The organism is Nonomuraea sp. NPDC050404, assembly GCF_040655495.1.
GTDB lineage: Bacteria > Actinomycetota > Actinomycetes > Streptosporangiales > Streptosporangiaceae > Nonomuraea.
In genome coordinates, this window is record NZ_JBFAKB010000001.1 from 40619 (window position 1) to 54045 (window position 13427).

General features: G+C 74.4%; 6 protein-coding genes. 3 read left to right on the forward strand and 3 right to left on the reverse strand.

The window, feature by feature from the left end; translation table 11 throughout:
- Positions 1-76 precede the first annotated feature (76 nt).
- The 3 genes from AB0I81_RS00210 (at position 77) to AB0I81_RS00220 (ending at position 9797) form a co-directional block, all read left to right on the forward strand.
- Positions 77-3064, forward strand: a complete 2988-nt coding sequence (locus tag AB0I81_RS00210) for a BTAD domain-containing putative transcriptional regulator (protein WP_360647312.1) — start codon at positions 77-79, stop codon at positions 3062-3064.
- A gap of 150 nt (positions 3065-3214) precedes the next feature.
- Positions 3215-9418, forward strand: a complete 6204-nt coding sequence (locus AB0I81_RS00215; RefSeq protein ID WP_360647315.1) for an RHS repeat-associated core domain-containing protein — start codon at positions 3215-3217, stop codon at positions 9416-9418.
- 1 nt (position 9419) lies between these two features.
- Positions 9420-9797 (forward strand): hypothetical protein, encoded by a 378-nt coding sequence (locus AB0I81_RS00220; protein ID WP_360647318.1) that lies wholly within the window; start codon positions 9420-9422, stop codon positions 9795-9797.
- 188 nt (positions 9798-9985) lie between these two features.
- Here AB0I81_RS00220 and AB0I81_RS00225 read toward each other — a convergent pair whose 3' ends face one another.
- Genes AB0I81_RS00225 through AB0I81_RS00235 form a run of 3 tightly spaced genes read right to left on the reverse strand, consistent with a single transcriptional unit; the run spans position 9986 to position 13427 of the window.
- The gene (locus AB0I81_RS00225) at positions 9986-11071 is read right to left on the reverse strand and encodes a polyprenyl synthetase family protein (RefSeq protein WP_360647321.1); all 1086 of its coding nucleotides are present in this window, start codon (positions 11069-11071) and stop codon (positions 9986-9988) included.
- The gene (locus AB0I81_RS00230; protein WP_360647324.1) at positions 11068-12390 is read right to left on the reverse strand and encodes a cytochrome P450; all 1323 of its coding nucleotides are present in this window, start codon (positions 12388-12390) and stop codon (positions 11068-11070) included. The genes AB0I81_RS00225 and AB0I81_RS00230 overlap by 4 nt, the downstream gene beginning before the upstream one ends.
- Positions 12387-13427: a hypothetical protein gene (locus tag AB0I81_RS00235; RefSeq protein WP_360647327.1), complete on the reverse strand. Its 1041-nt coding sequence runs from the start codon at positions 13425-13427 to the stop codon at positions 12387-12389. The genes AB0I81_RS00230 and AB0I81_RS00235 overlap by 4 nt, the downstream gene beginning before the upstream one ends.

Consider the following 13427-nt stretch of genomic DNA (forward strand, 5'->3'; position numbering starts at 1 on the left):
ATCGAGGCAGAGCCGCGCTCACCGGAACGCGTTAAACTCCCCATGATCGGCGAGGCTGCCGTCCTCGGAGGAGCACGTGTACGCCGTTGCCTGGTTCGGAGTGCTGGGCCCGCTGGAGGTGACGGCCGCAGGGCGACCGGTTCCCGTCCCGGGGCGCAGCCAGCGTGAGCTGCTCGGAGTCCTGCTGCTGCGCGCCAACGCGCTCGTCCCGGTCGACCTCCTGGTCGAGGCGCTGTGGCCGGACCGGGCCCCGCCCAGCGCCCGCAGGCAGATCCAGAACGGCGTGGGCCGCCTGCGCAGGACGCTGACCGGCGGCGGGGTGCCGGCCGAGACGCTGGAGACCCGGCCGGGCAGCTACCTGCTGCGGGTCTCGCGGGAGGAGCTGGACCTGCTGTCCTTCCACTGGCACGCGGAGGAGGGCAGGCGGCTGGCGCGGGCGGGGCGCGGCGCCGAGGCCGCCGCCCGCCTGCGTGCCGCGCTGGCGTTGTGGCGGGGACCGCCGCTGGCCGACCTGGACGGGCGGCTCGTGGTGGCGGGGGCGCGGCGGCTGCAGGAGGACCGGCTCGCCGTACTGGAGGAATGTCTCACGCTCGACCTGCGGCTGGGCCGGCACCACGAGGTGGTGGGCGAGCTGGCGGCGCTGGTGGAGGAGCACCCGCTGCGCGAATCGCCGCGCGCGCTGCTGATGACGGCGCTGCACCGGGCCGGGCGCACCGCCGAGGCGCTGGCGGAGTACCACAGGGCGCGGGCGGCGTTCGTGGCCGACCTGGGCCTGGAGCCGGGGCCGGAGCTGCGCGAGCTGGAGAGGAGCATCCTGACCGGCACGCTCGACCCGCCCCCTGAGCCGCCCGTCGCCACGCCGCAGGCCCGGCGCCGCCCCCGCCAGCTCCCGCCGGACATCGCCGACTTCACCGGCAGGCGGGAGCTGGCCGGATGGCTGGAGGAGCTGCTGGCCGGCGCCGGTGGCTCCACCGCGGTCGTGATCGCCGCCATCGCGGGCCAGGCCGGGGTCGGCAAGACGGCGCTGGCCGTGCACGTCGCCCACCGGCTGTCGGGCGGGTTCCCCGACGGGCAGCTGTACGTGGACCTCGGCGGCGGCGGCCAGGCGCGGCCGGCCGAGCCCGCCGAGGTGCTGGCCCGCTTCCTGCGCGCGCTCGGGGCGCACGGCGCGCAGATCCCCCAGGCCCTTCAGGAGCGGGCCGAGGAGTACCGCTCGGCGATGGCGGGCCGGCGGCTGCTGGTCGTCCTGGACAACGCGGTGGACGAGGCGCAGGTGCGGCCGCTCGTCCCCGGTACGCCGGGCTGCGCCGTGCTGGTCACCAGCCGCTCCCGCCTGGCCGGACTGCCCGGCGCGCGCCTGGTCGAGCTCGGCGTCCTGGACGGCCCGCAGGCGGTGGAGCTGCTGGCGCGCATCGTGAGCGGCGACCGGGTCGCCCCGGAGCCGGAGGCCGCCCACGAGCTGGCCCGCTTGTGCGGGCATCTGCCGCTCGCGCTGCGCATCGCGGGGGCACGGCTGGTGACCCGCCCCGACTGGCCGCTCGCCGAGCTGGCCGGCCGCCTGACCGACGAGCGCCGCCGCCTGGACGAGCTCTCCTACGGCGACCTTGAGGTACGCGCCGGGCTCGCCGTCAGCCTGGGCAGGCTCAGCGCGCGGGCGCGGCGGCTGTTCGGCCTGCTCGGCCACCTGTACGCGCCCGAGTTCGCCGCGTGGGTGTGCGCCGCGCTGCTGGACACGACGGCGGCCGGTGCGGACGAGCTGATCGACGAGCTGATGGACGCCCAGCTCCTGCAGCCGTCGGGCGCGGGACGCGGCAGGTACCGGCTGCACGACCTCGTCCGCCTGTTCGCCAGGGAGACCGGCGCGCAGGACCCCGGCCCCGGGCTCGCCCGCGCGCTGGGCGGCTGGCTGGCGCTGGCCGGGCAGGCCCACATCGCGGTCTCGGGCGGCGACTACGCCGTGCTGCACGGCGGGGCGCCGCGCTGGACCACCGGACTGCCCGGCCTGCCCGAGGACCCGCTGGCCTGGTACGACAGCGAACGCCTCAACCTCGTCATGGCGGTGCACCAGGCCGCCGCGGCCGGGCTGGACGAGCTCTGCTGGGACCTGGTGAGCAGCACGTACACCTTGTTCCTGACCCGCGGCCACAACGACGACTGGGAGGAGACGCTCAAGGCGGCGCTGGCGTGCACCCGCCGCGCGGGGAACGCGCGCGGGACCGCGACCATGCTCATGGGGCTGGGCTTCCTGGGCGCCTACCGGCACGACTACGCCGAGGCGGCCGTGGTGCTGGAGGAGTCGGTGCGCACGTTCCGCGAACTCGGCGAACGGCAGGGCCTGGTGTACGCGCTGGGCGTGGCCGCGCACGTGGACGGCATGATCGGCCGCTACGACGAGGCCGTGGCCTTCCACGAGGAGGCGCTGCGGGCCCACCGCGCCTCGGGCGACCTCGGCGCGGAGGTGCTGCTGCTGCGCTCGCTGGGCCAGCTCCTGGTGGAGATCGGCCGGCCGGAGCAGGCCCGGCCGCACCTGGAGCGGGCCCTGGTGACGGGCCGCGGCGGCGACCGGCGGGTGCACGCCGAGGTGCTGTACTGGCTCGGCCAGCTCCATCTCGGCGCAGGCGAGGTGGACCGGGCCGAGTCCGACTTCAAGGAGATGCTGGCCATCGCCGAGGAGCTGGCCGACCCGCGCGAGGAGGCCGAGGCGCGTTACGGGCTCGGCCTCGTCCGGCTGGACACCGGCGCGCTCGGGGCCGCCTCGGGCCTGTTCCGGCAGGCCATGGAGCTGAACCGGCCGCTCGGCGAGCCGCTGACGGACGGCCGGATCAGGACCGCGCTCGCCCTGGCGCACCATCGGCGCGGGGAGTTCCGCCAGGCGATCGGCTACCTGACGGAGGCGATCAAGATCTTCGGCGCGATCGACACGCCGTTGTGGCAGGCGAGGGCGTACCGGGCGCTGGGCGACGTGCACGCCGCGCGCGGTGACCGCTCCGCCGCCGACGCGGCCCGCGCTCGCGCCCGTGACCTGTTCACGCGCGTCGGCTCGCCGGAGGCCATGGGCGAATAGCGGCTGAATGTCGGTTTTATGAGGGATCTATGACTCGCCCGTCCTAAGCTTCGGGCGCCTGGGGACAGGACGGCACCACCCTCAGCACCACCCGGCAGCACCCCGGGCAGTCCTGCCGTCGTCACATCAGGTTCCCGCCATGGAGGCGCCATGTCCGGGTCGTCGCGTGTCTCGTTACGTTTCCGGGTGATCACCGTCGCCGCGCTGATGCTGGCCGGCCTGGTCGTCGCCCCCGTCGAGGCGGTGGCGGCGCAGCCGCCGCTGGATTGGAAGGCGGCGGCCGACCGGCTCGACACCGGCGGGAACCCGCCGGCGTCACCGCCGATGGAGCAGCCACGCTCGGCGCAGCCGATCCGCAGCGACCGCGCGCCCGCGGCCCCTTCGCGGAACCTGCCCGCGGCGGCCTCCGCCGAGGTCACGCTGGGCGCCGCCGCCGTCGCCCGGCGCGCGCAGGGCACGCCGGTCGAACTGGCCGCGGCCGGTCCGGCGGCCACCGGGCGGCGGCTGCGGGTGGAGGTGCTGGACGAGACGGCCGCCGCCCGCGCGGGAGCGCCCGGAATGGTGTTCCGCGTGTCCGGGCAGGGCGGCGCGCCGCTGGGCGAGACGGCGCTGCCCGTCTCGCTGTCGATCGACTACTCGGCTTTCGCCGAGCGCTTCGGGGGCGGGTACGCGGGGCGGTTACGCCTGGTGGCGCTGCCGCCGTGCGCCCTGGAGGACCCCGTGCCCGCCGGCTGCGCGGCCCGCGCGACCGTGGTGCCCAGCCGTAACGAACGCGCCGCCTCCCGGCTCACCGCGTCCGTCCCCGACCTGACCGCGCTGACGCCGCCGGCCGCCCCGCCCGCCGCGGGCGCGCCCGCGCGGGCCCCCGCCAGGGATGCCCGCGCCGCGGTGCTCGCGGTCATGGCCGCGCCCGAGGGCGAGGAGGGCTCCTACAAGGCGACCCCGCTGTCGTTGTCCGGCGACTGGCAGGTCAGCACCGGTTCGGGCGAGTTCGCCTACACCTACGACGTACCGGAGCCGAAGGCGCCCGCCGGCCCGACCCCGAAGGTCGGCCTGCGGTACTCCTCCGGCGCGGTGGACGGCCTGGTCTCGGGCAAGAACACCCAGGGCGGGCCGGTCGGGGTCGGCTGGGCCGACCTGGCCGACTCCTTCGTCGAGCGCCGCTACAACTCCTGCCTGGACGACGGGCAGGTGTACGCGGACCTGTGCTGGAAGTCCGCCAACGCCACCATCTCACTGAACGGCCACGCCGCCGAACTGGTGCCCATGGCCGGCACCAGCCCGCCGCAGTGGCGGCTGAAGAACGACCCGCGCTGGAAGGTCGAGCAGCTCACCGGCGCCGACAACGGCGACGCCGACGGCGAGCACTGGAAGGTCACCACCCCCGACGGCGTCCAGTACTTCTTCGGCCGCGGCGTCAACCCCGACACCGGCCGGCGCACCGACTCGGTGTGGACGGTGCCGGTCTTCGGCGACGACGCCGGCGAGCCGTGCCACACCGCGACCCCGGTCCCGTGGTGCGCGCAGGCGTGGCGGTGGAACCTGGACCTGGTCATCGACCCGCACGACAACGTACAGCAGTGGGAGTACAGCAGGGAGATCGGCCACTACGCCGCGCTGAACGGGTGGCCGGGCCTGGAGCACACCGAGTACGTGCGCGCCGGCGCGCTCAAGGCCATCAGCTACGGCCAGCGCCGCGCGGCAGGCGAGACGGCCCCGGCGGCGAAGGTGGAGTACACCACCCGCTACCGCTGCCTGAACCTCGACGACGAGTGCCCGGCGCCGACGGCCGCGACGGCGGCCTCCTACCCGGACACGCCGGTGGACCTGATGTGCTTCACCGCCGTCTGCACGCAGCACAGCCCGACCTTCTTCACCGCGCTGCGCTACAGCCAGATCACCACCTACGTGGACGACAACGGGTTCGTCAAGATCGACACCGTACGGCTCGCGCACGGCCTGCCGGACCCGGACCCGAACCGTCCCGGCGACCGCAAGCTGTACCTGAACTCCGTCCAGCGCACCGGCCACAGCGTGCCGACGCCGCTGACCCTGCCGCCGGTGACGTTCTGGCCGGTCGCGCTGGCCAACCGGGCGGACACGGCGGGCGGGGCGGCGGCGATGCCGCACTACCGGATCGCGATCGTCACCAACGAGTACGGCGGCGAGATCCACGTGGCGTACGGGCGGCCGCACCCGTGCCCCGCCGCCCTGCCCGACCCGCCGAACTGGCACCTGAACACGCGCGACTGCTTCTCCCACTGGCACGCCCCCGAGGGCGGCGCCGCCGGCTTCGCCGTCTTCCACAAGTACCTGGTCACCCGGGTGGAGCAGCGCGACCCGCTCGGCGGCGGCCCCGCGATGGCGACCACCTACCAGTACGGCGACCAGGTGCAGGCCGGCCTGCCCGGCGCCGCGTGGCACCACGACCGCGACGAGTTCACGCCCAACGCCCGCCAGACCTGGTCCGAGTGGCGCGGGTACGCCGACGTCCAGGTCACGCAGGGCACGAGCAGGACCCGTTACCGCCTGTTCCGCGGCATGAACGGCGACCGGCTCGCCGGGGACGCCTTCCCCGGCCCCGGCTCCCGGGTGGTGACCACCTCCAGCCTGGACGGCACCGTCACCGGGGCCCGCGACGAGAACTGGCTGGCCGGCCAGATCCTGGACGAGCAGTCGCCGCGCGCCAACGGCACCGTCGAGTCGGGCGCCGTGCGGGGCTACCACGCCCACCGCACCGTGGACGCCGCCGGGCCCGACCCGCTGGACGACGCCTGGTTCGTCGCGCCCGCCGACACCGTCAGCCGGCTGCGCGACCCCGCCACCGGCGGCTTCCTGCGCAAACGCACCCAGACGGTCTACAACGGCCTGCTCGGCACGCCGGACCGGCTCATCGAGCACGGCTGGACCCACGTCACCGGCGACGAGCGCTGCACCTGGACGGTGCCGGTGGTCAACGCCGACCGGTGGATGCTGGACTTCCCGGCCTCGGTGACCCGCTACGCCGGCACCACCTGCGAAGGGGCGGAGGTCGCCAAGGAGGAGTACGCCTACGACGGCGGCGCGTTCGGGGTCGCGCCCGCGACGAAGGGGGACCGTACCGGCTCGCGGGTGAAGCTGACTTCGGCCGGGGCGTGGGCCACGACCGCCACGACCTACGACCCGCTGGGCCGCCCGCTGCAGGAGACCGACCCGAACGGCAACAGGACCAGGACGTCCTACACCCCGGGCATCGGCCATCCGGCGACCACCACGGTCACCAACCACCTGGGCCACGTCACGACCACGGCCTGGTTCCGGCCCCGGCAGGCGCCGGCGATCGAGACCGACCCGCGCGGCAAGAGGACCGTCATCGGGTACGACGCGCTCGGCCGCATCGACACGGTGCACCTGCCGACCGAGCAGGGGGCCGGTGCGCCCGCGTCCTACCAGTTCGGCTACGTCATCGACCCGAACAAGGTCAAGCCCACGGCGGTCCGCACCCGCAGGCTCCAGGACACCGCCGGCGGGACGCCCCGCTACCTCGACACCTGGACCGTCCAGGACGGCTGGCTGCGCGAGCGGCAGGACCACACGCTCTCGCCCGAGGCCGGCCGGGTCATCGTCTCCGACACCGCCTACGACGACCGCGGCCTGGTCGCGGCCGTGACGCAGCCGCAGGCGCTGCCCGGCGCGGCGGGGCAGAACGTCCTGCCGGCCCCCTCGGGAGGCTGGGCCAACGAGGTCGCCGTGGCCTACGACGAGCTGCGCAGGCCCGTCTGGGAGATCAGCCGGGCGGCGGGCGCCTACCGGCGCTCCGTCGTCGTGGACTACACCCACGACACGATCAGGACGACCCCGGACCCGCCCGCGGGCGGCGTCGTCCGTACCACGAAGGACGCCTACGACCGCACCGTCAGGATCGAGGAGCTGGAGGGCACGGCGTGGCGGCCGACCGTCTACGGCTACGACGTGGCCGACCGGCTCGTCTCGGTCAGGGACCCCGCGGGCAACACCATCACCGGCACCTACGACCTGGGCGGCCGCAGGGTCGCGATGAACGACCCGGACATGGGCTCGTGGACCTACGCCTACGACGCCGCCGGCAACCAGACCCGGGCCACCACCGCCACCGGGAGCCAGGTCCACACCCGTTATGACGCGCTGAACCGCGTCACCGAGCGCCGCAGGGACTCCGCCACCGGCCCGCTGCTGGCCTCGTGGGCCTACGACGCGTCCGGCGAGCGCGGCCTGCCCGACAGCTCCACCCGCCACGACTCCAGCGGCGAGTGGGTCGTCGACGTCACCGGCTACGACGACCGCGGACGCCCTGCCGGGCGCACCTGGACCGTCCCGAACGGGGTCGACGGCCTGTCCGGCTCCTACACCGTCGGCTACGGCTACGACGGCGCCGACCACCGGACCCGGATCACCTACCCGGCGGTGGGCGGCCTGCCCGCCGAGACCGTGACCACCGGCTACAACGCGCTCGGCCTGGCCGAGACGATGACGGGCGCCGAGGAGTACGTCTGGGGCGCCAACTACGACAACCGCATGCGGCCCGCCTGGCTGCTGTCGGGCTCGCGTGCCGTGCCCTTCAGCCGGGTCTTCGACTACGACGCCGACCAGCGCCTGTCCCGCCTGCGCGCCGGCGGCGGGAGCAGCGTGTCGCAGGACGTCCGGCTCGCCTACGACGTCACCACCGGCGACGTGGTCGAACGCGACACCACGCTGAACGGGCAGTCCTGGCGGGAGTGCTTCGGCCATGACGAGCGCCGCCGCCTGACCCGCGCGTACACCACCGCCGGCGCCTGCGCGGGCGGCGCCCCCGGCACCGGCCCCAACCCCTACGACCACACCTACGCCTACAGCACCGACGGCAACCTGACGCGGCGGGTCGAGGGCGCCACCACCGTCGCCTACACCTACCCCGCCGCCGGCTCGGCCCGCCCGCACGCGCCCACCGCGGCCGGGTCCGGCGCCTACACCTGGAACGCCAACGGCGACCTGGCCACCCGCACCACCGCGGGCAAGACCGAGACCTTCACCTGGAACGCCGAACGCCTGCTGACCAAGATCGACGATCCCGGCGGCGACACCTCGTTCGTCTACGACGCCGACGGGACCCGGCTGCTTCGCCGCGGCCCCAGCGGCACGACCCTCTACATCGAGGACCACGAGATCACCCGCTCGGCCTCCGCGCCGGCCCTGACCGCCACGGGCGGCACCAAGGCGATCCGCACCTACTCCTTCGCGAGCATGACCACGGCGGTGCGCGGCAGCGGCGGCGTCGAGTACCTGGCCACCGACAACCAGGGCTCGATCCAGCTCACGGTGCCGTCCGGGGCGACGACGCCGTCCCAGGCGCGCTCGTACCAGCCGTACGGCAAACCGCGCAGCACGGCGGCGACCGGCACGGACCGCGGCTGGATCGGCCAGATCGAGGACGAGGGCACGGGCCTGAACCACCTCAACGCCCGCTACTACGACCCCGTCCTGGCCCGGTTCATCTCCCCTGACCCGCTCGCCGACCTCACCGAGCCGCAGAGCCTCAACCCCTACGCCTACGGCAGGAACGACCCGGCGTCGCTGTCCGACCCGGCCGGGTTGCAGGCGCAGGACGACGAGCTCACCGACCAGGAGGTCATCGACGCCTTCATCTGCGCGGGCGGCGGCTGCGCGATCGAGGCGGCCGACCCCACCGAGGCCGTGCTCATCGACGAGTACTGCGCGATGGCGGGAGAGCCCTGCCACGCCCTGACCCCGGCGCACGCCATCGGCATGATCGCGGCCATCGCCGCCCCGCTCGCCGCGCTCGCGGAGATCTTCGTGGGCGACTGGGTGGACTGCGCCACCGGCGGCGACCTGTGGTCCAGCGCCTGCGGGTGGTCGCTGCTCGACCTCATCCCCGTCCGCAGGATCGTGGACGCGATCGGCGTGCTCACCTCCGCGCGCCCGGCCGCGAACGCGGTCGAGGAGGGCGCGCAGGCGGCGGACGAGGTCGCCGCCGCCGACGAGGCGGCCGAGCTGAGGCCCTACGGGGGTCCCGGCGGCGGCCACCACATCCCCGCCAAGAGCGCCTTCGAGGGAGCGCCCAACTACGCCGAGAACGCCGCCCCGGCGATGCCGCGCTCGGAGCTGGCCCGCCTCGGCCTGTCCCACGGCCGGATCACCGGCGCCCAGCACACCCTCTACCGGCAGCACTTCGCCACCGGAAAACCCCTCACCTGGAGCATCATGGCTAGGATCGAGACCGAGGCGCTGACGCTCCAGGGCATGCCGGAAGGCATGGCCAGGGCGACCGTCGACAAGGCGATCGCCATGCTCCAGGAGGCCGGAGTCAGCGGACCCACCCGTGTCCCGTGGAGCAGATGACATGCCCGACAACGCCGTCGAAGAGTTCGCCCGGCTTCTCGTCGAACACGTCAGAGACGCCGCGATCCGCGGCTGCGACCAGGACCTGAGCCCGGCCGCGGGGACGGTCACCGCCCCGCGCTGGCCTCAGGCCCGTACCGAGGAGGACCTGGCCCTCGTCCGCGCGGTCATTCCCGACTGCGTGGACGCGGCGGTCAGCCAGTTGCTGCTGGCCATCGACCAGGGCCTGCTCCGCCTGTCCTACACCGACGAGGGCGGCCGCCGGGTCGATCTGCCCGAGACGGGGCGGGGCGAGCTCACCGGCTGGTACCTGGGCGCCGACGGCTGGCGCGGCCGGTATTCGGCCGAACGCTTCGCGGACGACTTCGGCGACCTCTGACGGAGCCGATGCAGGCGGGCACCTCCCGCCACGGTCCGACCGGAACCCGGCGGCCCGGGGCGGGAGGCGCTCGCTGAGGTCGACTACCTCGTCGTCGATGAATGGCTGCGCGGGATCGGCACGACGGCGTCCCACGGCATAGCCTGATCAAGCCTGAGCCGGTCACTACGCAGCGTTCTGCAAAGGCGTCAGCGGTCCCGACGGGTCATGACCATGGCCAGAGCCTCCAGGTCGGCGGCGGCGGCCGGGGCCGGATGGGCGCGGCGCAGGGCGCGCAGGGCCGCGTCCAGTCGTCGCCTGGCCTCGGCGGCGGCCCATCGCCGCCCGCCCGCCCGTTCGATCAGGCAAGCGGCCTGCTCGATCCACGCCGTGTCGGGCTCCTGCGGCCGGTCGTACAGTCCGGCCAGGCGTTCCCCGGCCGGGGTGCCGGAGGTCAGGGCGGCCACGACCGGCAGCGACTTCTTGCGTGAGGCCAGGTCGGAGCGGACCGGCTTACCCGTCGCCCGCCCATCGCCCCAGATCCCCAGCAGGTCGTCCACGAGCTGGAACGCCAGTCCCAGCTCCCGGCCGAACTCGCGCAGCGACAACGCCACGGCCGGACCGGCGCCGGCCGCGAGGGCGCCGAGCTCGCACGCGGCGCCCATCAGCGTGCCCGTCTTGGCCTCGGCCATCTCCAGGCATTCGGCGAGGCCGACCGCTCCGGAACGCTCGAACGCGAGATCCTGCGACTGGCCGACGCACAACTCCCGCACCGCGGCGGCCAGCACCTTCACCGCGGCCCCGCCGCCCGGCTCCGCCGCGGCGCCGACGTGCTGGATCGCGGTGGTGAGCAGCAGGTCGCCGGTCAGGACCGCCTGAGCGGTGCCGAACACCGCCCACGCCGCCGGCCGGTGACGGCGGGTGAGGCCGCCGTCCATCACGTCGTCGTGCAGCAGGGAGAAGTCGTGCACCAGCTCAACGGCCACGGCCGCCGCGGTCGCCGCCTTCTCCGCACTCGCGTTGCCGGCCGCCGCGGCGCGGGCGCAGGCGAGCGTCAGTGCGGGGCGCAGCGCCTTGCCGGTGGTGCCGGTGGGGCGGCCTTCGCTGTCCCACCAGCCGATGTGATACCCGGCGATGCGCCGGATCTCGGCGGGAAAGCCGTCGATCACCGCCCGGTGTGCCGGCTCGATCAACCGCCGAGTGCGCTCCAGGATCCCCGCCGCCGCGTGTGTGGCGCTCTTCTCTGCGCTCGCGGTGGTGCGAGGGGTCTGCGTGACCTTGGCGAGGCTCGTCATCGGCTCTTCAGCTCCTCTGGCCGGACGGCGCCGGACACGCCCCCGGCCGCGAGGGAGGGGGCCGCCGTGTCTTCTGTCAGCGGCCGGGTGCCCGTGTAGACCGGGATCGACTGCGGCCCGTACGTCAGGAAGGACCGCGAGTACGGGATCTCCTCCAGCGGAACGGCCGCCCTGAGCAGCGGCAGCCGGCCGAACAGCCGCGGCAGCGCGACGACGGCCTCCATGCGGGCCAGGGGCGCCCCGAGGCACGAGTGCACCCCGTGCCCGAACGCCAGATGATCCCGCTCTCCCCGGGTGATGTCGAACGCACCGGCGTCGGGCCCGTAGCGGGCGGCGTCCGTGGCGGCCGCGCCGAAGCAGACCATCAGCGCCTCGCCCGCCGCTATCGGCACGCCGGCGATCTCCACCGGCCGGAGCGCGTACCGGAAGATCGCCGCCGCGATCGGCGGGCGCAGGCGCAGGGTCTCCTCGGCGACGTCGGGCCACAGGTCGCCGTCCCGGGCGCGGGCGAGCTGCCCGGGATGGGCGAACAGGTTGACGATGGCGTGACCGAGCAGGTGCACGGCGGTCTCGTGACCCGCGATGAGCAGCAGGAACAGGGAGTCGGCCAGTTCCTCGGCGGACAGGCGGTCCTGGTCGTCGTGGGCGCGTACCAGAGCGGTGGTGAGGTCGTCGCCCGGCTCGTGCCGTTTCTCCTCGGCGAGCCGTCCCAGGTAGGCCATGAGTTCCCGGGCGGCGGCGTGGATCTGCTCCGCGGAGCTGTCCTGCGACACCAGAATCCGGGTCCAGCCGCGCAGCGGGGCGCGCCACGCGCCGGGAACGCCGAACAACTCGCAGATGACGGCCGTCGGCACCTGCTCGGTGAACAGCGGGACCAGGTCCACCGGCGTCCGGCCGCCGTCGCTGTGGGCGATCAGCTCGTCCAGCAGCGTGTCGGTCATCTCCTCCATCCAGGGGCGCAGCGCCTCGACCCGGGTGCGGGTGAACGCCCTGGACAGCAGGCCGCGCAGCCGCCGGTGTTGCGCACCGTCGCGTACCAGCATGTGCTCGCCGAGCACCAGCGGCATGAGCGGCCAGTCCGGCGGCACCGTGCCGTCGCGCAGTGCCCCCCAGTGCGAGGAGTGCTTGCCGAACAGCTTGTCGTCGCCGCTCAGCACCTCGAGTACGGCGGCGTGCGTGGTCACGGCCCAGGCGTGGACGCCGCCGGGCAGCCGTACGGGGACGACCGGACCGGCCTCGCGGAAGCGGGCGTGGGTGAGCGGCAACGGCTCGCCGGGCACGGGGAGCCGGAAGGGGGGCGGGAAGGGGATGGCGGTCACGGTCGACCTCCTTCGGCGGGTGGGTCGAGCAGGTCCTGCACGTACGAGGCGGTCCTGCCCGGTTCGGGGATCTCCGAGGCCGCGAAGCGGATCGTGCCCGTGCGATCCCAGCTCTCCATGCCGGCGGCCCACGACTGCTGGTCGCGTACGCACCGCATGACCGGAAGCTGCGCCGCGGCCGTCATCCCCAGCCGGTCCATCGTGGCCGGCAACGCCTCGGCCGCGGCGAGGTGGTCGGCCACGCGGGCGGCGATGCGGGCGGCCACGGCGGCGACGGCGGCGGGGCCACCGAGGCCCTGGTGATGGTCCAGGACGGTGACGAAGTTGATCGGGTCGTCGCGCTCCATGTGCAGCGAGTGGATGTCGTTGATCCAGCACATGATGTCGGCGGTGCCCAGGACCAGCGTCTGGTATTCGGGGGTCCGGTAGAGCGGGTCCGTCACGGTGGCGCCCTCCACCAGCTCCACGAGGTCGAGCGTGGGCAGCACGGTGCTGGCGTCGCGCCGTACCGCGATGTAGGCCGCCACGCCGGGCACGGTGCCCGACGCCCGGTAGGAGTTCTCCGTGAGATGGCCCCCGAGCCACAGGTCCAGGTTGTGGCGGAACCTGGACACCCAGGCCGGGGGACGTCCCGGCAGCGTGCGGCCCAGCAGGTCCCGCAGGGCGTCCGGCAGCGGATGGCCGGGGTGCCGCGCGGCGCGCTCGTCGCCGGCGACGATTGCGCGCATGCCGGCGACGAGGTCCTCGTACGGTCCGGTGCGGCCGGTGGTGTTCGCGCTGTTCTGCTGGTCGTCGGTGATGAAGAACAGGCTGTTCCAGTCCGTGATCAGGGCCATGCCGGCGAGGGGGACGTGCGGGCAGAGGGTGGACATGACCCGGCCGTAGCCGAGGGCGCGGAACTTGGCCACGATCTCCGCGGAGCGCAGCAGGCCGCGGGCGCGGCACCAGCGCTCCGTCATCTCCTGGACGAGGGCCGACTGCGGGTGGGTGGCCGTGGCGAACGGCAGCTTCAGGTCGGGGAGCTCATAGGTGTCCAC

Bases quoted from the DNA above. Each gene is read 5' to 3' on its own strand.
- AB0I81_RS00215 (WP_360647315.1), top strand. From the start codon at position 3,215: ATGTCCGGGTCGTCGCGTGTCTCGTTACGTTTCCGGGTGATCACCGTC.
- AB0I81_RS00220 (WP_360647318.1), top strand. From the start codon at position 9,420: ATGCCCGACAACGCCGTCGAAGAGTTCGCCCGGCTTCTCGTCGAACAC.
- AB0I81_RS00225 (WP_360647321.1), bottom strand. From the start codon at position 11,071: ATGACGAGCCTCGCCAAGGTCACGCAGACCCCTCGCACCACCGCGAGC.